Annotated in this window: 15 protein-coding genes; 11 read left to right on the top strand and 4 right to left on the bottom strand. The window is 53.5% G+C overall.

From position 1 onward, the window contains the following. The first annotated feature begins 94 nt into the window (after window positions 1-94). Window positions 95-4,387, top strand: coding sequence for a hypothetical protein (locus HALTITAN_RS25625; protein WP_236614972.1), 4,293 nt, complete (start codon window positions 95-97; stop codon window positions 4,385-4,387). Between the two features lie 104 nt (window positions 4,388-4,491). Then, a complete protein-coding gene (locus HALTITAN_RS18130; protein ID WP_022522757.1) occupies window positions 4,492-4,812 on the top strand; it encodes a hypothetical protein in 321 nt (106 codons plus the stop codon). A gap of 25 nt (window positions 4,813-4,837) precedes the next feature. On the opposite strand, the gene HALTITAN_RS18135 is transcribed toward HALTITAN_RS18130, so the two are convergent. The 3 genes from HALTITAN_RS18135 to HALTITAN_RS18145 all read right to left on the bottom strand — a co-directional run bounded on the left by HALTITAN_RS18135 (window position 4,838) and on the right by HALTITAN_RS18145 (window position 8,246). Next, the gene (locus HALTITAN_RS18135; RefSeq protein WP_009287952.1) at window positions 4,838-6,739 is read right to left on the bottom strand and encodes an EAL domain-containing protein; all 1,902 of its coding nucleotides are present in this window, start codon (window positions 6,737-6,739) and stop codon (window positions 4,838-4,840) included. 14 nt (window positions 6,740-6,753) lie between these two features. Next, complete coding sequence (locus HALTITAN_RS18140; RefSeq protein ID WP_009287953.1) at window positions 6,754-7,455, bottom strand: transglutaminase-like cysteine peptidase; 702 nt, start codon at window positions 7,453-7,455, stop codon at window positions 6,754-6,756. Between the two features lie 86 nt (window positions 7,456-7,541). After that, window positions 7,542-8,246 (bottom strand): arylesterase, encoded by a 705-nt coding sequence (locus HALTITAN_RS18145; RefSeq protein ID WP_027958400.1) that lies wholly within the window; start codon window positions 8,244-8,246, stop codon window positions 7,542-7,544. Between the two features lie 76 nt (window positions 8,247-8,322). Here HALTITAN_RS18145 and HALTITAN_RS18150 point away from each other — a divergent pair, with 76 nt between their 5' ends. The 4 genes from HALTITAN_RS18150 (at window position 8,323) to HALTITAN_RS18165 (ending at window position 14,098) form a co-directional block, all read left to right on the top strand. Then, on the top strand, window positions 8,323-9,123 hold the full coding sequence (locus HALTITAN_RS18150; protein WP_022522761.1) for an ABC transporter ATP-binding protein: 801 nt from the start codon (window positions 8,323-8,325) through the stop codon (window positions 9,121-9,123). Next, window positions 9,120-11,711, top strand: coding sequence for an ABC transporter permease (locus tag HALTITAN_RS18155; protein ID WP_009287954.1), 2,592 nt, complete (start codon window positions 9,120-9,122; stop codon window positions 11,709-11,711). Before HALTITAN_RS18150 ends, HALTITAN_RS18155 begins: the two co-directional genes overlap by 4 nt. A gap of 422 nt (window positions 11,712-12,133) precedes the next feature. Further along, window positions 12,134-13,051, top strand: coding sequence for an alpha/beta fold hydrolase (locus tag HALTITAN_RS18160; RefSeq protein ID WP_009287955.1), 918 nt, complete (start codon window positions 12,134-12,136; stop codon window positions 13,049-13,051). A gap of 15 nt (window positions 13,052-13,066) precedes the next feature. Next, window positions 13,067-14,098 carry a patatin-like phospholipase family protein gene (locus tag HALTITAN_RS18165; protein WP_009287956.1) on the top strand — a complete coding sequence of 344 codons (1,032 nt, stop codon included), beginning with the start codon at window positions 13,067-13,069 and terminating at the stop codon, window positions 14,096-14,098. Between the two features lie 3 nt (window positions 14,099-14,101). Here HALTITAN_RS18165 and HALTITAN_RS18170 read toward each other — a convergent pair whose 3' ends face one another. Further along, the gene (locus HALTITAN_RS18170) at window positions 14,102-14,671 is read right to left on the bottom strand and encodes a Smr/MutS family protein (RefSeq protein ID WP_022522766.1); all 570 of its coding nucleotides are present in this window, start codon (window positions 14,669-14,671) and stop codon (window positions 14,102-14,104) included. A gap of 176 nt (window positions 14,672-14,847) precedes the next feature. On the opposite strand from HALTITAN_RS18170, the gene prmB reads away from it, so the two are divergent. The 5 genes from prmB (at window position 14,848) to phaC (ending at window position 20,174) form a co-directional block, all read left to right on the top strand. Further along, window positions 14,848-15,807, top strand: a complete 960-nt coding sequence (prmB, locus tag HALTITAN_RS18175; protein ID WP_009287957.1) for a 50S ribosomal protein L3 N(5)-glutamine methyltransferase — start codon at window positions 14,848-14,850, stop codon at window positions 15,805-15,807. Window positions 15,808-15,820: 13 nt separating this feature from the next. Continuing rightward, complete coding sequence (aroC, locus tag HALTITAN_RS18180) at window positions 15,821-16,912, top strand: chorismate synthase (protein ID WP_027958405.1); 1,092 nt, start codon at window positions 15,821-15,823, stop codon at window positions 16,910-16,912. Between the two features lie 62 nt (window positions 16,913-16,974). After that, window positions 16,975-17,484: a hypothetical protein gene (locus HALTITAN_RS18185; protein ID WP_051052135.1), complete on the top strand. Its 510-nt coding sequence runs from the start codon at window positions 16,975-16,977 to the stop codon at window positions 17,482-17,484. Between the two features lie 253 nt (window positions 17,485-17,737). Beyond that, window positions 17,738-18,148: a phasin family protein gene (locus tag HALTITAN_RS18190; protein WP_007113285.1), complete on the top strand. Its 411-nt coding sequence runs from the start codon at window positions 17,738-17,740 to the stop codon at window positions 18,146-18,148. Between the two features lie 118 nt (window positions 18,149-18,266). After that, window positions 18,267-20,174, top strand: coding sequence for a class I poly(R)-hydroxyalkanoic acid synthase (gene phaC / locus HALTITAN_RS18195; protein WP_083868847.1), 1,908 nt, complete (start codon window positions 18,267-18,269; stop codon window positions 20,172-20,174). The last annotated feature ends 59 nt before the right edge of the window (window positions 20,175-20,233 follow it).

Below are 20,233 nucleotides of genomic sequence, written 5' to 3' on the forward strand. Positions count from 1 at the left end.
TGAAGAAGACGGCACGCTGACCGCCGGTGCCGGTCAAGTCACCTTCACGCCGGGCAGCAACGACGCCGGCTACTACGCCTTTGACGGCGAGAACGTGGTACTGACCCAAGACGGTGTCGACGCCATCAACGCCGGCACCACGCTGCCCGCGGTGAGCCTCACCGCCACCGACAGCGACAACGCCACGGCAGAAGACAGCGACACCCCGAGCTACGTGGCCAACCCTGATGCGGTTGCTACGACAGGTGAAGGTCAAGAAGATAGTAGCGGTATTGATATCGAACTGTCAGGAGGCTTTCAGAATGGCGATGGCACAATTTTGAGCTTCGTTATTCAGACGCTACCCGCTAATGGCACTTTGTACTTTGGCAATACGGTCGTTACCGAAGGTATGCCCATTGATGCCACTGACAACAGTGCGACTTTAACCTTTGTTCCAGAAGCTGACTGGAGTGATAACAATGGTGATGGGAAAGTAACTTTTGATTATATAGCCATTGACGGTGAAGGTAATCAATCTGACCCAGCCACTGCGACTATTGACGTAACGCCAGTGACGGATATCCCAGATGTCGAATTGACCCTGACCGAGAGCACCACAAGCTCGCTGTATGCCGTGGATCTGTCCAATGTGTTGGATAACGCAGATGGCCAATCCGGTAATCCGGCAGGCTTTACCGTCACCGCATTTAAAGATGGGCAAACAGGCGTTATTTCTATCAAGGAGACCGGCTCACCGACTGGTTTCGGTGTGGCAGGTTCAGCCAGCAATGGTGCAGACTCGGAAATTGGTAAAGGTGAAGAGCTGCATATAGAGTTGGATACTCCGGCATCGTCGGTTACCTTCCAATTGGCGTGGCTTAATAATTACAACGAAACGGCTGTTTACGAAGTTCATTATGACGATGGATCGTCGGAGACATTTTCAGTCTTCGGCGGTAGTGATGGTATTGATCCTCCCAAGACTGTGGATGCGCCAGAGGGCAAGGCCATCACAGGAATTGACTTTGGAACCGGTAGCGTTAATGAATCGACCAGCGACTATTTGTTGCATAGCTTTTCTTACGAGTCAGTTGCAAAGACTTACACTGTCGATATTACCGCTGAGCCGTCGGATACCGACTTCTCGGAAAGCATCACCAGTTTGGTCGTCAAAACACCGGAAGGTGTAACCTTGTCCGGTGCGGAGAATCAGGGTACTGACAATGGTATAACGAGCTGGGGCATTTCACTGGATGCCAACGGCGGGTTTACAAACTCGGTAGAAGTGGATCCCAACACTGGCATAGTCACAGTTAAAGGTCTGATATTATCGGTGCCGGATGACTTCACAGGTGACCTCACGGTTGAAGCCATAGCTACAGCGTATGATCCTGATGCAGCAACATCTGCTCAAGGCTCGGATAGTGAAACTATCGAAAACAACGGCCCAACATCCAGTGATGATTCAGTAACAATGCTGGAGGGAGCAGAATCTATAGTTCTTAGCGTTGATGACTTTGGTAACTATTCTGATCCGGATGGCGATTCTTTGGATAGTATTAGGATTGAGTCATTACCTGCTAGCGAAGTTGGTAAGCTTCAGTTAAATGGTAACGACATTGCGAGAGGCGAAGAAATAAGCGTTCAACAAATAGCTAGTGGTGAGCTGGCATTTATCCCTGCGAACGATGATACGGACTCAGACACTTCGTTTGAATTCAGAGTGTCGGATGGCGGAGGCTGGTCTGAGCAAAGCTATACAACTACCGTCAATATCGATGCCGTTGCTGATAAACCAACTGTTGCCATCTCTCTTGGCGATGCGATGTCTGTCGATGAGACAGGCACCATTTCGGGTCAATCTAGGGAGTTTACTGAGCTACTTGGTGAAGAGCGTGGAGATGGCAATATACAGGGAACGCCTAATTACAATTATTCTGAAGCTTCAACCCAAGTATTTGACTTTGGCACAGTGTTTGCTGGTCAACAAGTTACTGTCGATATGCCCGTGCTAATCCAAGGTAGCTGGAATAGTGGCTGGAATGTGTTTGATGACCGTTGGGTTGTCAGAGCAAATGGCGATGAAGAGTTTGTTTTTGATGATTATGGCTCTTCATCGAATTACAACCTTAACTTCGTTGATAATGTTTCAATTACCACGACTCTTGACAGTCAAGGAAGATTGACGCTGGAATTTAGTGCAGCAACAACAGAGACATCTGAAACAGCGACTATTCAAGGTGCAACCGTTTCGGTTGGCTCTGTTGAAGTTACTGAGGTATCTGCTTATCAATATGCTGTTGATTTAACTGCTGCACTTAGCGATACAGATGGCAGTGAGACCTTGAGTATTAAAGTCACAGGCGTACCCGAAGGTGGTGTGCTTAGTCAGGGGGCAGAACAGGGTGATGGCAGTTGGCTGATCGAAGTAGATCCGGGTGAGACCAGCTACAGCGGCAATGGTTTGACATTGACAGTACCTGTTGGTCAGGCGGGCGAAGATTTCCAGCTTTCCGCTGAAGCTATTGCGACCGAGTCTAATCCAGGCACCACGGATACAACGGTCGAAACATTAACTCGTTCAGCAACTGATTCGGCTGAAAGCAAAACTGTACCGATACCGCCAGATAATACTGCTTCTGAGCCTGACGATAACAGCGGTGAACCTGAAGGCTCATGGGAAGGTTTCGAAAGTAACGATGATCATACATTGAATTGGTGGGATCCATCCGAGCCTTATAATTTAGGTGGGAACGCTACCAGTGTAGATATTGAGCTCCAAGGGTTCGGTGGGGTTTTCGACTCAGGGTATGTAGAATTTTATGAGGACGGCAACTCTCTAGGCTATTCATACCTTTCCAAGGGGAGTAATAATGGTTCGTTTGAACAAACGTTCACTCCCGGCTTTGAATTTGATTCTGTTAAGGTCGTGCGTACCGGTGGAGAGTTCGAGATTAAAAGCCTGGCAGCTTATAACGCGACGCAGGCACAGCTGGTCGACGGCATTGTAGAAGGTGCGATGTACACCACCTCCTCCGGGCTTAGCGGTACTACCGATGAGAACGGTGCTTTTGAGTACCGTGACGGCGATTCGGTGACCTTTATGGTAGGCGATGTCGTGATAGGTACCGCCTCCGCGGAAGCCCTTGCCGATGGCAAAGTGTTCCTGCAGGAAATGGCGAATACCGAGCTGACTGACCTCAACAATGAGTACGTTGAGAATATGGCAGTGTTCCTGCAGTCGCTGGACGCGGACGGCATAGCCGATAACGGCATCACCATTACCTCCGCCATGAACGCCGCCTTTGAAGGCAGTACGCTTGATTTGCGTAACGTTTCCGAGGCTGAGCTTAAATCGGCACTGGAGGGAGTTGGTGATAGCTACGTCACCGAAGAAGACGCCATGCAGCACGTGCGCGATATGCTTGAGAAGCATGCGGGGATTACCACCTTTGATGAACATACGGATGATTCAATCAAAACGGCGGTGCTCGCTCATGACGTGATCGACGGTCTGACCTACCAAACCAGCAGTGGCTTGATCGGCGAACTCACCGATGGAATGTTTGCTTTTGACGAAGGTGACACCGTTGAGCTATTTGCTAATGGCCAGTTGGTCGCTTCGTTTGCCACTGCCGATATAGGTGACGATGGTCTCATCACCTTCGCTGAAGCAGGCTTCTTGATGAGTGCCGAAGAGCTTGACGCACTGATTAACAGTGAAGAAGAAACTCAACCTTCTGTTGAAGGGGAGGAAGCGGTAGACGAGCCAGAGCCGACAGACGACACCACTGTTGACGATGCTGAAGACATCGATGAGGAAGAAAGTCGTGACGATAACATTACAAATGACGATACCTCTTCAAGCGATAAGGCGTCAGAAGATGAGAGTGAAGAAGAAGTCGTTGAAGAAGGTGTAGCGACACCTGATGACGAGCAGAGTCAGGATGATGCTCTAACGCAGGGTGATGAACTAGCGCAAGAAGAAGTGCTGGCTGACAATGATGAAGTCACTAACGTTGCTCCAGCAACACCAGGGGATGAAAAAGAGGAACCGGAAAGTAGCGGTAATGGCTATTCGTTGCTAGAAGATGACGAGACGCTGTTTACCTTGAACGATGATTCAGAGAATGCAACAACACCAGTCCCCGCGAGTGAGTTGCAGACTAGCGAATCTGAAGGTGATATCGAGGCTTCACTAAGTGAGAGTGAGTTGTTCTCCAGTGATGAAGACGAAAGCGTTGATAGCCTGCTGCCGCCTTCTGAAAGTGGTGAAGAGAAAGCCAAGCCTGCTCCTGATGCGCCGCAAGAAAGCACTGTGTCGACTGAAGTGGAACCGGCGGGTGGGCATACTGATTATGTGAAACTACATAATGACCATGCTACCAGTAACTCTGATATTTAATCAGTCGTACAATCAACAAGGCCGCCCACAGGGCGGCCTTGTTGTATTAATGCTTTAATTACCTTTCGCAATACTTGAGCGCGTTTACTTACAGAGGACAGGTCATGCTCTACACCAAACGTAATACATCCGGCGAGATCCTGATGCTCAGCAAAGAGCCAACGTCAGAGTGTAACGAAACGATTGATCCTGATTCACCTGAGGTACTGGCTTTCCTTGCTGATCAGCCAGGATCCTCAGCACACTTTATAGCGTCTGACTTAGCGTTTGTGAGGGTGGTAGAAGATATTCTTGAGGTGTTACTAAACAAGGGAGTCATCACTTTCACTGACCTGCCTGAAGCTGCACAGGCTAAAGTGATGGAGCGTAAGTCCTTGCGGGTTAAAAATGATGTAGGCTTGCTAAGCGACGACGATACTATCTAGAGTCGTCGTCGATTGCGTTTATGCGTTAAAGACGTACGCCTGGTCCGGTGGCTCCATCGACACCCACGCGGAACAGGCAGGCTATTTCCTCATCGTCTGCAACGCCTTCCCCTATCACCTGAATGCCCAATGAATGGCAGAGCGTAGCCATGCCGCGGACAATGGTTTGCTGCTCATTTGAAGCATGCAGTTGGTGAATAAGACTGCTATCCATTTTTAAGTAAGCAAGACCCACATCGTGTAAATCTGCAAGTTTGGTGAATTCTGCCCCCACATGCTCTATACCAAACGTGCAACCAAGGGGCCGTAAGGCGGTACAAAGCCCCCGTAAGCTACCAATCGCGTGCGTGCTAAGCGTGGCGGGCACTTCAAAGCAGAGCTGCTTGGCCAATAGTGGGTGTGCTGCCAACAGAGTCCGTAGCTCGTTAACGAACTGTGTATTAGTGATCGATGCCGCAGAGAGGTTAATGCCTACCGGCTTTAGATCATCTTCTAGATTAGCGAGCGCTTTTTTGACCACGGCTAAATCAAGTGCAGGCTCCATCTCAAAGCGGGTGATCCAGGGAATAAAGACTCCGGCGGTTTGCCACTCCCCACCTAGCAGTAAGCGAGCCGGGCATTCGTAATGGATGATGTCTCCGTGAGCGTCTACTACCGGGAAGTACGCTAACTCAGGGCCAATCAGGATTGCTGCTTCCAGTGCATTTCGCCATTCGGCATGGCTGCTGTAGAGTGAAATACGCTTGCGCTGACGCACGACTACCTGTTCAAAGGACGTTAGGCTTTCGGCTTGTGCCAAAGCGTCATCCAGGGTGGCTAACAGTGTGCCGCGATCATCATGTGGAGCATAAGGAACAATCGCCGTTGGTAGATAAATCTCCACGTCGGGCTGCGTGGCGGCTACCTCGGCTAACGCTGCCATCACCTGAATTCGAAGCTCCTCTACATCATCCATAAGCGGCAGCATAAAGATAAAATCGCTGCCGTTAAGGCGGCCTACCATTGGTTCTGCCGACGCGCTGTCCAATTGCCCCAACTGGGTAACCAGCGTATTTAATAGTTGGTCTGTGGCAGCGTAGCCGAGCTGCTCATTGAGTGACTCTAATGCCTGTACGCGAACCATGATCAACATGCCCGTTGCGCGGGCATCTTCACTGCCCAATTGAGACGAAAGCTTACCCATAAACACGTCGCGATTCAGCGCACCGGTGACTCGGTCATGCTGTAAATGGCGGCGTAACTCGTCCAGCTTATGGCTTTCATGACTGAGCATCTGATGGACATTGGCAGAAAGCACGTTCATTGCTTGAGTGACTTGGCGTAACTCCAGCGTGCGTGGCTCCTTAATAGTGGTAAACCGCCGCGCACTGATATCTTGCGCCTGAGTGACGACGCGGGAAAGGGGGTGCTTAATACCACGAACGATCACGGTAGCAATCGCTAAACTAATCACTCCGGCAAGTAAAAACCAAGCAGCGAGTTCCAGCATGCTGCGCCATAAAGAGGTGTAGGCAAAACTGTGTTGGCTCTCAAGCTCCAACGTACCGTACTGTCGCCAGCCATCTTGAATCGTCGCGGTGCCGTTGGGCACATCAAACTCAATAAGCTGACGAAACCAGGCGGGCACATCGCCACTATACTCTTCGGCGGAGCGTTCAATAAGTACGCTATCGTCCGTATCGCGCAGGGTGATTCGGCGGTAGTAGCCGGTGTCAAATTGAGCTGCGATTAACAGTTCGAGGGTGACAAGGTCTTTATCGAGCTGGCTCATTGAAAGCGCCAGAGCGGTAGCATTGTCAGCGTTCTTAATGCGCACTTCCTGTTCGATATAATCGCGGCTAGTGGTAATACTAATGGCAAGACTACCAATGAACGACAGCAGCAGCAGGGCGATAATGGCAATCCAAAGTTGTTTGATAAGTGACATCGTGCCAATTCCTCTTAAATGAAACCCTGGGTTTGCATACGTTCAATGACGCTGCGCCAGCGTGATAGCCGAGCCAATGGGTCTGCGCGGGATTCAGAAGAACCACCTGCCCAAAGTCCATCGCTATTAAAACTAAACAGTGGGTCGAGATCAGTACGCTGAGAGGCAGGGGTGATAGACGGTACAATATTGTCTAGCACCAACGGTTCTGCATCTGGGGTCGAGTAATAGCCTAGCACCATGTGGGCTTGGGTAATTTGACTACGCCCAATGCGCGCACGGACATAAATCATGCGTAGGTACTGACTAGTAATGCCTAATTGTTTAAGGGTAATGTACTTGGCAATGGAGTAATCCTCGCAATCTCCCTGGCCTTTACCCATTGCTTCCAAAGGCGTAGCCCAATAATCCTCTTGCCCCCACACCTGGATATCGTCAATCCACCGGATGCGGCGATTAAAGAAGTCATTAACCCCACGCAGCTTGGCTTGAACGTCTTGGTTTTGTAGCTGTTGAAGCAGGTTAAACCACTCCTCTAATACGGACAAACCAGCCTGCCCATACTGTTGCTGCATGCTTTGGCGTAGGCGTTGTGGATCAAACGCTGCGGCAGGCGTTGGATGAATGCCAAGACCTGCGCCTAACCAAAGCGCGCCGACTGTTGCTAAGAACTGTCGACGCGAGAATGTAGGAGTGTGATGCGAGGATGCAGGCATGAGTCGCCGTTAGTAACCGCCAAATAGGGCTTAAGATTACAAGCTGACGAGTGGAAGTGCTACACCTCTCAGTCAAAAGGCTGAGGTTATTGAACCGCTGCCTGATGCGTGGTTTCTAATAGGGGTTCAATTAGCGGCTCAAGTTCGGGCCATACATTGTCGAGGATAATCGGCTGAGCATCGGCGGTAGGGTGAATGCCATCGCTCTGCATTAACGCCTCGTTCAGGGCGATATCCTCCAATAAAAAAGGCACTAGGGAAACGTCATACTCTTCCGCCAGCGAGTGGAAAACCCCGGTGAAGGCGTCTCGGTACGCTTGGCCATAGTTAGGCGGGATATCGATCCCCAGTAGCAGCACCTGAGCACCAGCGTCTTGGCTCTGCTCAATCATACTGGCTAGGTTTGCCTGCATTTGATTGGGTGATAAGCCGCGTAGACCATCGTTGCCGCCCAGCTCAATGAGAACAATATCCGGCTCCCGCTGTCCGAGAAGGTCAGTGAACCTTTGTAATCCTCCAGACGTCGTTTCACCACTAATGCTGGCGTTAATGACTTGGGCATCATCTCCCAAGCGTTCTTCCAGTAGGTTCACCCAGCCCTCATCACGCTCTATGCCGTAAGCGGCGCTTAAGCTATCACCCATCACCAGCAGGGTGGGGCCCGGGTTTGTGTCTGCGTTGACAGGCTCTGCGTTGATAGACGATGAGGCAAAGGTGACTATCAGCAGCACCAGCCATCCGGTTACCATGCGGTTCAGTCCATGCCATGCCATAGGGATGCCACGCTTCATGTCTTATTCCTCAAGTTCAAACTCTTCAAGTTCAAGCTCCTCAGATAAAGCTGCCAATGCTGCTACGGATATATCCATGTCGAGCGAGGCATCCCAAGGTGAGCGCCAAGCTACTACCGACAACCAAGCGGTAGCCGATGTTCCCCGCGGCACTGTTAGGCAAGCCGTGCTGCACGCTGACAAGCTTTCTAAAAAAGTCACCAGCGGTGAACGCTCGCTCACCATCTTACACGACCTGTCGCTGAGCGTAGCGGCGGGAGAGAGCGTAGCGATTCTGGGTAAGAGCGGTGCGGGTAAATCAACGCTTTTGGGGCTATTAGCGGGTCTTGATACGCCAAGCGACGGTGAACTAACGCTGTTTGGACACGCATTAAGCCGTTTGGATGAAGATGGTCGAGCAGCGCTGCGTGCCGGACGAGTAGGCTTTGTGTTCCAGAACTTTCAATTGCTGCCCACTTTGAGCGCGCTTGAAAACGTCATGTTGCCCCTTGAATTATCGCCCCGCGCCGGAGAGACGCAAACCGCTGCTCAGTGGTTGGAGCGTGTTGGGCTTGGTGAGCGAGTGAACCACTTACCCAAACAGCTTTCCGGCGGCGAGCAGCAGCGCGTTGCCGTGGCGCGTGCTTTCGTGACCGACCCCGAGCTGGTATTTGCTGATGAGCCCACCGGCAACCTGGATCCGGATACCGGTGGGCAAGTCATAGATCTGCTCTTCCAGCTCAACCATGAGGCGGGCACTACGCTTATTCTGGTTACTCACGACCACGCCTTGGCGCGGCGCTGCGATCGCTGTTTGCGGTTAGATCATGGCAAGTTAGAAGCCGTACTTGAAAACATCGTGCCAACTGCCGCTTCGATTGATGAGGGCGCGCAATGAGTGATGTGAATTGGCGTTTGGCGATGCGTAGCCTCAAGCGGGATCTGCGCGCAGCTGATGTGCGTGCGCTATTTATTGCCCTGGTATTGGCTGTCGCGGCCTCCACCATGATTGCGTTTTTTCTTGATCGGTTAGAGCGCGGTCTGGAGCGCCAGGCAGGGCAGATGTTGGGCGGAGATCTGGTGCTAGAGCAGCGTGATCCTTTTTCCGAGGAGCTGAGAGAGCGCTTGGAAAACGCTGGTTTTGTGCTTAGCGACCAAGTGGACTTGGTGTCGATGATTAGCCGCGAGGGGCGCTTTCAGCCTGCCAGCTTAAAAGCCGTGGATGAAGTCTACCCTCACTACGGTGTCTCCTACGTGGACTTTGGCAATGGCACCGAGCAAACTGCTTCTGGTCCGCCGCCAGGGGAGGCGTGGGCGGATCCACGCTTGATGGAACTGGTCGAAATCGAGCTGGGTGATCGAGTACAGGTGGGGCAAACTGAACTGGCCGTAACGGGGATCATCGAGCGCGAAGCGGATCAGTCCGGTGGTTTTGGTAGTTTTAACCCGCGCTTGATGCTCAATACGGCAGATGTCGAGGCAACGGGCCTGGTTCAAGAGGGCTCACGGATTGAGTTTGAAATTCTAGCCGCAGGCCCGCCGGAGGCGCTCGATCAAGTACAAGGCTTACTTGCTGAGCTACGCCGCAATGGGGTAGAGGTGCGGGATGTTCGCGTTGACCGTCCCCAGCTTGGCAATGCGTTACAGCGGGCAGAAAGCTACCTGGGGCTAGCCGGGTTAGCGGCGGTATTGCTGGCGGGTGTGGCCGTGGCAATGTCTACCCGGCGTTATGTCGAGCGCCATTTGGATACCGCTGCGCTACTGCGCTGTTTTGGTGCCAGCCAGCGTCAGTTAGTGACGATTTTCACCCTTCAGTTACTCGGTTTGGCACTGGTCGCGGCAGTCATTGGAGCGCTGCTTGGCCTTCTTGGCCAAGCGGTGCTGATTTGGCTATTGGTGAGTTTTCTACCCATGACACTTCCGCCACCGGGGCTGATGCCACTAGGGTTGGGGGTCTTCACCGCGCTTGCCGTGCTGGTTGGGTTTGCCGGGCCAACGCTGTTGCGTATCAAGCAAGTCAGCGCACTAAAAGTACTGCGTCGTGAGCTAGATCCACTGCCGCCATCGGCCTGGCTGGTCGTTGGCGTAGCGAGCATCGTGTTTGGTGGGTTGCTTTGGCTCTACTCGGGTAGCCTGCCACTGGCGATTGGATTATTGATCGGTGGTGCGCTGCTGCTTGGTGTGCTTTGGATAATTAGTGCCTTATTACTTAGCGGCTTACTGCGTGTTGTGCAGCGGTTCTCAGGGCGCAGTGAGTGGTCACAGGCACTTCGCTTAGGCGGCCGTCAATTGGCACGGCGTCGCCAAGCGGGCCTAGGTCAGTTGCTGGCCTTCTCGGTGACCTTCTTTGCCATGGCGATGATTGTCTTGGTGCGTGGCGATTTGCTAAGCACCTGGCAGGATCAACTGCCTGAAAATACGCCTAACTACTTTGCCATCAATATTCAGCCTTCCGAGCGTGACCCTTTTGAAGCGGCGGTTTCACCACGGGTGGAAACCCAAAGCACCCTCTACCCGATGGTGCGTGGGCGAGTGATAGCGATCAATGATCAGCCACCCAGAGAGGCCGTGCCGCCGGATGCCCGTGGCGACAACTCACTGCGCCGTGAGCTCAACCTTACTTGGCAATCTGAAGTGCCAGAAGGCAACCAAGTGGTGGCTGGCGAGTGGTTCACGCCAGCGCAGCTGGGTAGCAACTCAGGCAGTGAGAGCAGCGATGAAAGCCAAGGCTGGATGAGTGCCGTGGAGGCAACACCACAGTCGGGGCCTGTGCCCATTTCAATGGAGGATGGGCTCGCCGAAAGGCTTGGGCTAAGCATTGGTGATGAGATGACCTTCTCGGTGGGTAGCGACGAGATCACTACCCAAATTACCAGCCTGCGCAGTCTGAATTGGGATAGCTTCCAGCCTAATTTCTTCGTTATTTTCCCGCCGGGCGTGCTGGAGCAGTTTGGCCATAGTTACATCACCGCTTTTCACCTGCCAGACGCGGAACAGGGACTGATTCGTGAGCTGATCACCGACTTCCCTGGCGTCTCGTTGCTTAATGTGGACGCGATTTTAGGTCAGGTGCGGGATGTGCTTGCCCAGGTCACCCGGGCAGTGGAGTTGGTGCTCGCCTTGGTGCTACTGGCAGGGATTAGCGTGCTGTATGCCGCGCTGACCGCAAGCCGCCCGGTGCGTGCCCATGAAAGCGGCCTACTGCGCGTATTTGGCGCAGGCAGCAGAATGATTTCACGGGTACAGGGGGCCGAGTACGCGCTGTTGGGTTTTGCCAGTGGTTTGATGGGCGCAATACTTGCGGAGCTAACCTCGGCCGTACTGTATATTTACCTGCTGGATCTCACCCCGCGTTTGCACCTGGGACTATGGGTTTTCCTTCCCGTTGGCGGGGCGCTATTGATCGGTGTCATTGGGCATGCGCTTTCGCGGGGGTTGCGTCGCCAAGCGCCGGCAGCCAGCCTCGGCCTACTGGGTGAAGCTTAATCCGGTGAGGATTTGACGACTCATGAATCAGCGGGCCAGCCAAAAACCGACGACGGTGGCGCTGATGACAGCAACAAAAAAGACCAGATTACGGGCGCGGGTATCACGACGTGGTTTCATAACGGCACCAATGCAGTGTTAAGTACTATGTTAAGTACAAGGTTGAAGTAAAATATTCCTAGCATGGTAACGTTTGTCGCCTACGCCGTCATCTTGCTGACCCTGTGACGCGGCCGTTTGTTTAGAATTATTAGGAAACCTCTGATTAACTATTGCGCTCGACCATACGGCGTTAAAAATCGCCTCAAAATGCTCATTTACAACCCGTAAACTCCGCTTTTTCGTTGATTTTTGCCTTGTCTGGCCTTCGCTCATTACGTTAATCAGAGGCTCCTTAGCTGTTTACTCAGGACTGTTACTTTATGCCCCAAATCACCCCGGCAGCGCTCTCTGTTGCGCCAAAGCCGCTTTCGCTTGCCCAAGGTCGCTTAGCGGCGCTGAGCTGGGGGCGTGCTGACGCCCCAACCTGGTTAGCCTTACACGGCTGGCTGGATAATGCGGCCAGTTTTACCCGGTTAGCCCCGCTGTTGGTCGAGGCGTTGGATATTCGTATTGTGGCGCTGGATTTTCGCGGCCATGGTCATTCGGCACACGCGCCACAGGGCGGTGACTATGCCTTATGCGACTATGCCCTTTGGGACTATTGCCATGACGTGTTGGATGCCATGGAGTCCTTGGGGCTGGAGCAAACCAGCTTACTGGCCCATTCCATGGGGGCGGCAGTGGCCTGCTTGCTCGCCGCTTCGTTACCCGAACGCGTCGAGCGGCTAACGCTGATTGATGGACTTGGAGCGCTCAATACGCCCATTGAAGAGACCGCCAACCAGCTGCGTAAGGGGCTTACAGCCTACCGTCGGCCGCTGTCACGAGCGCCGCGTTACCCCGATATCGAGAGTGCCGTTGCTGCGCGTGTTGCAGGCGGGGTCACGCCGCTGGATAGCATCACGGCAACGCCGCTAGTAGAGCGTAACACCCAGCCTACTGCTGATGGTCATGTGCAAATGCGCACCGACAGCCGGTTACTGAAGCCGTCCCTGGTGCGCTTTACCCCTCAGCAAGTGCTATCGCTACTGGCGGAAATTAACGTTCCGCTGCTATTGATAGAAGGCGAGCAGGGAATTTTAGGCGAGCGCAAATGGGCTCAAGAGGCACGGCAAGCGGTCAAAGGATTAACCCGAAAAGTGCTCAAGGGGGGCCACCATTTACACTTGGAGCCTAGAGCAGTGGCGCAAGTTGCCAAGGTTATCGGCACTCACTGGGGTAACACTGGTGCCGTTTAAGGGAGGGAACGCAGCATGAATGAATTGGCTCACGTGAGCAGTGGCAATAAAGTCGCTCTGGTATTGGGCAGCGGTGGTGCCCGTGGCTACGCGCATATCGGCGTGATCGAAGCGCTGGAGGCGCGGGGGTTCGAAATTATTGCCGTATCGGGGTGTTCAATGGGCGCAGTGATTGGCGGTATTTATGCCGCGGGTAAGCTGCCTGAATACCGTGACTGGGTGTGTCAACTCGACTACCTGGATGTGCTCAAACTGGTTGACGTAACCTGGAGCTCGATGGGGGCGATGCGTGCAAGCAAGGTCATGAGCAAACTGGAAGCGCTGGTCGGCGATATTCTGATTGAAGACCTATCGATCCCCGTCACCACGGTAGCGACAGACCTGGTGCGGCAACGGGAAGTGTGGTTTCAAAGTGGCCCTTTGCTGCAGGCGATTCGTGCCTCAATGGCCGTGCCGGGTGTTATAACCCCTGTTCATCTGGGCGAGCAGGTGCTGGTGGATGGCGGGCTGCTCAACCCGCTGCCGATTATGCCTATGGTAGCCGCGCACCAAGCAGACTTTGTGGTAGCGGTTAATGTGACTGCCCATAGCCCGTTGCCGGTGACCTTGGATGAGTTACTGCCTAAAGAGGAGGAAAAAGCCGATAGCCGCACCCAAAGCGAGATCGACCGCGATCAACGCATGAGCAGTTGGATAGGCGATGTACGCGCAGCTACCCAAAAACTGTGGGCAGGGCTGGGTGCCAATGGTGATGGCGCAAACGGGGAGAGCGACGACAAAGAGCTAGAAGAAACCACTGAAGCGCGAGGCAAGCGCGAGTGGAGCAAGCTCGATATGATTTTGGAGTCGTTTGATATTACCCAGGCGGCGTTGGCCAAGTACAAGGTGGCGGGGTACCCGCCCGATGTGCTGATCGAAATCCCCAAAACGGTGTGTAGTACTTACGAATTTTACCGGGGCCGAGATTTGATTCGCCTTGGTCGCCACTTGGCAGATGAAGCGCTGGAACGCCGGATGCCCAGTATCGCTTCCGATGCTACCGAGTAACGGCTACTGACCCCGCTTGCGCAGTAGGATGTACACTGCCCCTGTGCCACCATCGAGATCGATGGCCGAGCAGAACGCCAACACCCCCGGCCACTCCCGTAGCCAGGTATTGGTATGGCTTTTGAGTACAGGAAAATCAGAGGTGGTGCCCCACGCTTTGCCATGCACCACCAGCACACAGCGCAGACCTTGCCCCGCTGAATCACGCAGAAAACTCTCCAACTCCGTGCGGGCCTCCTCCAGCGTATAGCCATGCAGATCAAGCCCCGCCTGCCATGCGGTTTGGCCGCGCTTTAGCTGGCTAAACGTGCGCCATGGTAAGTCGGGCACGCTGAACTCGAGGTACTCTGAGGGGCGCACGGCTTCCACCCGGCCATCCGAAGTGCGCCCGCTGGATTGAGGGGCGCTGCTCTCAACCGCCGCGTTGCGCCGTGCTTCATGGGCCTTAACGTCGCGCTTGGGTTTGCCTGGGTCGGCCTGATTGGTGGCGATAGGGCGTACCCCCGCCGCCTTCAAGGCGTCGCGGAAGGCACTGATATCGTCATCATTCGGCAGGTGGCGGTGTCGCGTCATGTCAGGCTCGGGTGGTAGAAAAATGGGGGTAGCAAGGGTAAATCAGTTAAAGAAGCACAGTATAGCGGGCTGAGCGTTGCTGTGAACCGGGCGGCGTGAAAGGTACAATCTTTTATTCGTCATATGGCTCAGGTTCTATTGCCTGCAGTCATGATTATCGTTAACCAGGAGCCGCTGTGACCACGCATCTAAATGTTGAGCATTCTCACTCAACCCTTTCCCTGTCGGAGTCGTTGCTGGTGAGCCAGCTCTTTACGCTGCGCGACTACCTGCGCTGGGTCTCCAGCGAGTTTTATCTGGCGGGCCTGCACTATGGCCATGGTACCGATTCTGCCTGGGATGAGGCGGTGGCACTCTGCTTGGGCGCGCTGCATCTGCCGTGGAATATTGACCCCAGTGTGTTAGAAGCGCGGCTGCTGCCCGTGGAGCGTCAGCGGATTATTGCCTTGGCGCGGGAGCGTGTTACCACCCGCCGCCCGCTGCCTTATCTGCTCGGCGAGAGCTTCTTTGCCGGTCACCCGTTTAGCGTTGACGAGCGCGTGCTGATTCCGCGCTCGCCGATTGCCGAGTTGATTGAAGACGGCTTTGCCGCCTGGTTTCCCGAAGAGCCGCCTGCTAGCGTGCTGGATCTATGCACTGGCTCCGGTTGTATCGGCATTGCTACGGCACTCTATTTGCCCACTTGTGAAGTGGCGCTTGCAGATATCAGCCAGGATGCCCTGGCCGTGGCACGGCAAAATATTACCCGCCATGATGTGGGAGACCGGGTGCGAGCGGTGGAATCGGATGTATTCAGCGGCTTGGAAGGTCGACGTTTTGATCTCATCGTCTCCAACCCGCCCTATGTTGATGCCCGCGACTTGGCCACCATGCCTGCTGAGTTCCGCCATGAACCCTCCTTGGCACTGGGGGCAGGCAGCGATGGCTTGGATATCGTGCGGCGCATACTCCGTGAAGCGCGGGAACACCTAACCGATGAGGGTTGGCTGATCGTAGAAGTCGGCAACTCTGATCGCCATGTGGAAGCGGCGTTTCCCGACGTGCCTTTCCTATGGCTTGAATTCGAGCGTGGCGGCCAGGGCGTATTTGCCTTGAGCGCCGCTGAACTCGACGCCCATGTGGCGTCTTTCCAGTGAGGAACTAATCGCCATGTCTGGCAATACGTTTGGCAAACTATTTACCGTCACTACCTTTGGTGAGAGTCACGGCCCAGCGCTCGGCGCGATCGTTGATGGCTGCCCGCCTGGGTTACCGTTAAGCGAAGCAGATTTACAGCATGATCTGGATCGCCGTCGGCCGGGCAGTTCGCGGCATACTACCCAGCGCAAAGAACCTGATCAGGTGCGCATCCTGTCAGGGGTGTTTGAAGGCAAGACCACCGGCACCTCTATTGGCCTGTTAATCGAAAATACCGACCAGCGCTCTAACGACTACTCAAAAATCAAAGAGCAGTTTCGGCCAGCGCATGCGGATTACACCTACCACCATAAATATGGCCACCGTGACTACCGCGGCGGCGGGCGCTCCAGCGCCCGTGAAACCGCTATGCGAGTGGCGGCAGGGGCGATTGCCAAGAAATATTTGGCCGCCCAAGGTGTTCAGATTCGCGGTTATATGAGCCAGCTAGGCCCCATCAAGATTGATTTCAAACAGTGGGAAGCGGTGGGTCAAAATGCCTTTTTCTGCCCTGACCCGGAGCGCGTAGCAGAACTGGAAGCCTACATGGATCAGCTGCGCCGCGATCAGGATTCGGTAGGTGCTGAGATCACCGTGATTGCCGAAGGGGTGCCGGTAGGGCTAGGCGAACCGGTGTTTGACCGCCTGGATGCTGACCTGGCGCATGGTTTGATGAGTATTAATGCGGTAAAAGGTGTGGAGATAGGCGCAGGGTTTGGTTGTGTCGCTCAGCGGGGCAGTGAACACCGTGACGAGATGACGCCTGAAGGCTTTCTCTCCAATCATGCTGGTGGCGTGCTGGGCGGTATTTCCAGCGGCCAACCCATTGTGGCTCGTTTGGCGCTAAAACCGACGTCCAGCATTACCACGCCTGGCCGCTCTATCGATATCCATGGACAGGCCGTCGAAGTGATTACCAAAGGGCGTCACGACCCCTGTGTGGGTATTCGCGCAACGCCCATCGCTGAGGCGATGATGGCGATTACGTTGCTGGATCACTGGCTGCGTCATCGCGGCCAAAATGGTGAGGTGAGCGTTGATACGCCGCGTTTAACCCAGCGCTAGCGCAATACGGTGAGGTTTGCAGTTCACTGCTACACTCAAACAAAACAGTGCAGGAGCCGCCTATGAAGATTAACGTTGAATTTGATCTTACCCCGGACGAATTTCGCCAATCTCTGGGTCTGCCGGATGTCGAAGCTTTTCAGAAAAACCTGCTGGAAAATATCCAGCGGCAAATGGAGTCTGGGGTAGAGGGCTACGACCCCATGAGTCTTATGAGGCCCTTTCTCCAGCAGCCTATGATGCAGCAAGGGCTCTCGCAGGGACTATCTGAAGGACTGTCTCAAGGGCTAGCCAACTTCGGCACTTATCAGCAAATGATGCTGGATATGTTGCGCCAAGCGGGCAGCGCCAGCACTAATGCCACTAGTGCGTCCTCGTCTAACGGCAGTGCGGCTGAACAGGGTGGTAACACCAGCTCTAAAAGCAGTGCGGAGAGTTCCAGGGCGAGCAGTACTAATAATAGTAGTGCCAATAAAAGTACCAGTAGTGGTGGTAAGGCCAAGTCAACAGCGTCGTCGCGCTCCCGTTCCGGCTCAAGCACACGTTCAACATCCAAGCGCAGTGATTCATAAATCAGTAACGATAGAGTGGCAAAAATAGATTGTGGGGAAGTGGATTGAAAGATCGCTAATGGCGATGTGAGAGAGGCAGTGCGGAGACGTTTTGCAGCGTTACTGAATGCAGCTACTTAAAACAGTGTCGCTGTTGCAATGCAGCATGCCAGGGACTACTCTTTTTGCAGTGCAGCAAATCAAGGCAAGACAAGCTACATCACGATGAGTCACTCCAAGGCTCATGCCAAGGAACTAAACAGGAGCAGACACTATGCAAGACAATATGATGGACGCCTTCAACGCCCAAACTAAGCAAATGTTTGAGCCCATGCGTAAAATTAATTCGCTGATGCTCAACAACATGGAAAAAATGACCCAGTATCAGCTGGAAGCCATGAAGCGCTACAGCCAGATGGGTACAGAGCGCATTCGTAGCGCCACTGAAATTCAAGACGCAGAAAGCCTGCGTGATTTCGGCACCAAGCAAGCTGAAATGATGAACGAGCTTTCCCAGCAGATGCAGGAAGACGCGCGCGTCATGAGCGAAATGAGCCTGCAGTTTAAGTCTGAAATGGAAAAAATGTTCAGCGAAGCCGGTCAGCAAATGTCCGAGCAAGCCAAGGCGGCTACAAAAAGCGAGCAACCTGCCAAAGCCTCTAGTCAGTCATCGCGCAAAAGCTGATTAGTGACCTCATCGCGGCGCCCAAGGGCGCCGCGATGCATTTATAAGCTTTAATTTATATATGCTTACATAGCCAAAGTGGTTGGTGCGCCCGATGATAGGCGTAGGGAGAATGAGTATGCAGTCAGCGTGGCACAATCCGTTCCAGGCAATATCACAAGGGCTATCTGACAGCCTGTCTGAAGGGCTTTCTCAAGGACTGCCTGAAGGGTTATCCCCAGAGGAAATTGAAGCCTGGAATAACCAGCTTAAAGAGATTAGCGAACAGTACCAAGGATTGATGCAGGATCTGCTTTCCCGTATTGCGCCCAGTGAAGCCGCCGACTCAATTTACAGTGATATGCGTGAAAGCTTTGAAGCGGGTGCGCAGTCATTAATGCAAAACCCTACGCTGCTGTGGGAAACCCAGAACCGTTTGCTTCAAGACCAGTGGCTATTGTGGCAGCAAGCTCTACGTGGCATGGCTGGCGAGCAAATAACGCCGCTGATTACCCCGGCCAAAAGTGACCGTCGTTTCAAAGATGAAGCCTGGACTCAAGATCCGCACTACATGGCCATTATGCAGCAGTACTTACTGTTCTCGCAGATGGTGGAAGAGCTGGTTGAAAACTTAAGTGGGTTGGATGAAACCCAGAAGCGTAACTTGATGTTTTACGCGCGCCAGTTGGTCAACGCGATGGCGCCCACTAACTTTATAACTACCAATCCAGAGGTCATGCGCCGCACCATTGAAACCCGTGGTCAAAACCTAGTGGATGGTCTGGCCCGTCTACGTGAAGATTTAGGTAACTCTGGTGAAGGCATTAATGTCCGCATGACAGACCGCGCCGCCTTTGGCGTAGGCGAAAACATAGCGGTAACGCCCGGTTCAGTGGTGTATGAAAACGAACTGATTCAGTTGATCCAATACACGCCAACGACGGAAAAGACCTTTAAAACGCCATTGCTAATGGTGCCGCCGTGGATCAATAAGTACTACATTCTCGATCTGCGTGAAGATAATTCCATGGTGAAGTGGCTGGTGGATCAGGGCCATACGGTGTTCCTGATCTCCTGGCGTAATCCTGGCCCGGAGCAGCGCGATATTACCTGGGCCGACTATATGCAGATGGGGCCGATCAGCGCGATAGAAGCTATTGAGCAGGCCTGCGGCGAGAAGTCGGTTAATCTCCTCAGCTACTGTGTCGGCGGCACGTTAACGGCATCTACGGTAGCGTACCTCACCAGCACCCGCCGTGGGCGCAAAGTAAAGTCGGTGACCTATATGGCCACGCTGCAGGATTTTCGTGATCCTGGCGATATCGGCGTATTTCTCAATGAGCGGGTGGTTGAAGGGATCGAACAAACGCTAGAAGCGAAGGGCTACCTTGATGGCCGCTCGATGGCTTACACTTTCAATTTGTTGCGTGAGAATGATCTGTTTTGGTCGTTCTACATTAATAACTATTTGAAGGGCGAGACGCCTGCCGCCTTTGATCTACTCTACTGGAATACTGATGGTACCAATTTAACCGCAGGCACCCATGCCTGGTATTTACGCCATATGTATTTAGAGAACCGCTTGGTTGAGCCAGGTGGCATTGAGCTGGATGGCGTGAAAATTGATCTGCGCAAGGTGTCGGCGCCCAGCTATTTTATCTCCACCAAAGAAGACCACATCGCCAAATGGAACAGCACCTACTATGGGGCGTTGCTACCCAAGGGGCCGGTGACCTTTGTGCTCGGCGGCTCGGGGCATATCGCAGGTATCGTCAACCCACCCCATAAGAACAAGTATAGCTACTGGACTAACGACACACTGCCCGAAAGCCATGAGGAGTGGCTTGCAGGTGCTACGGCTCAGGAAGGCTCCTGGTGGCCTCACTGGCAGGCATGGATGACCGACAATGGCTATGCCAATAGCGAAAAAATGGTGCCCGTGCGCCAACCAGGGGACGGTGAACTCAACATTATTGAGCCTGCGCCGGGCCGCTACGTGAAGATGACAATCCCTGAAGTGTTGGGGGAAATCCCGTCTTCTTCGTAATTGGCATAGGCGAATAGCCTAAGGTTTCGCGAGCTGCAGCTCCCTCCCACTAAAAAGCC

Origin of the sequence: Vreelandella titanicae BH1 (assembly GCF_000336575.1) — a bacterium.
Lineage (GTDB): Bacteria > Pseudomonadota > Gammaproteobacteria > Pseudomonadales > Halomonadaceae > Vreelandella > Vreelandella titanicae.